At 36.6% G+C, this 1270-nt stretch carries 1 protein-coding gene; it reads left to right on the top strand.

From position 1 onward, the window contains the following. The first annotated feature begins 28 nt into the window (after positions 1 to 28). Entirely contained in the window at positions 29 to 1246 is a 1218-nt protein-coding gene (gene mef(A), locus H9625_RS17240; RefSeq protein WP_191765544.1) for a macrolide efflux MFS transporter Mef(A), read from the top strand. Positions 1247 to 1270 lie beyond the last annotated feature (24 nt).

The raw sequence follows: 1270 nt of genomic DNA, 5'->3' as shown, positions 1-1270 counted from the left end.
ATAAATAAGAATTTAGGAGATAATATAAATGGAAAAATACAACAATTGGAAACTTAAGTTTTATACAATATGGGCAGGGCAGGCAGTATCATTAATCACTAGTGCCATCCTGCAAATGGCGATTATTTTTTACCTTACAGAAAAAACAGGATCTGCGATGGTCTTGTCTATGGCTTCACTTGTAGGTTTTTTACCCTATGCGGTCTTTGGACCAGCCATTGGTGTATTAGTGGATCGTCATGATAGGAAGAAGATAATGATTGGTGCTGATTTAATTATCGCAGCAGCTGGGGCCGTGCTAGCTATTGTTGCATTGTATATGGAGTTACCTATCTGGATGGTTATGGTAGTATTGTTCATCCGTAGCATTGGAACAGCTTTTCATACCCCGGCTCTCAATGCGGTTACTCCACTTTTAGTACCAGAAGAACAGCTTACGAAATGTGCAGGCTATAGTCAGTCTTTGCAGTCTATAAGCTATATTGTTAGTCCGGCGGTTGCAGCACTTTTATACTCCGTTTGGGGACTAAATGCTATTATTGCCATCGATGTATTGGGTGCTGTGATTGCATCTATTACGGTAGCAATTGTACGTATTCCTAAGCTAGGTGATCAAGTGCAAAGTTTGAAACCAAATTTCATAAGAGAAATGAAAGAAGGAATGGCTGTACTACGGCAAAATAAAGGATTATTTGCTTTATTACTCGTTGGAACATTATATATGTTTGTTTATATGCCCATAAATGCATTATATCCTTTAATCACTATGGAATATTTTAATGGTACACCGATGCATATTTCTATTACGGAGATTGCTTATGCCTCTGGTATGTTGATAGGGGGTCTATTATTAGGGTTATTTGGGAATTACCAAAAGCGAATCTTATTAATAACGGCATCAATTTTTATGATGGGGATAAGCTTAACCATTTCAGGATTACTTCCTCAAAGTGGATTTTTCATATTTGTAGTCTGCTGTGCAATAATGGGGCTTTCGGTTCCGTTTTACAGCGGTGTGCAAACAGCTCTTTTTCAGGAGAAAATTAAGCCTGAATATTTAGGACGTGTATTTTCTTTAACTGGAAGTATCATGTCTCTTGTTATGCCAATTGGGTTAATTCTTTCTGGATTCTTTGCTGATAGAATCGATGTAAATCATTGGTTTTTACTATCAGGTATTTTAATTATTTGCATTGCAATAGTTTGCCCAATGATAACTGAGATTAGAAAATTAGATGCAAAATAAAATAAAGGGCGTGTTCGTATGATA

It is taken from the genome of Phocaeicola intestinalis, from assembly GCF_014837065.1.
GTDB classification, from domain to species: domain Bacteria; phylum Bacteroidota; class Bacteroidia; order Bacteroidales; family Bacteroidaceae; genus Phocaeicola; species Phocaeicola intestinalis.
The sequence above is the reverse complement of the archived record's forward strand: the minus strand, read 5'-3'. Positions and strand labels throughout refer to the sequence as shown.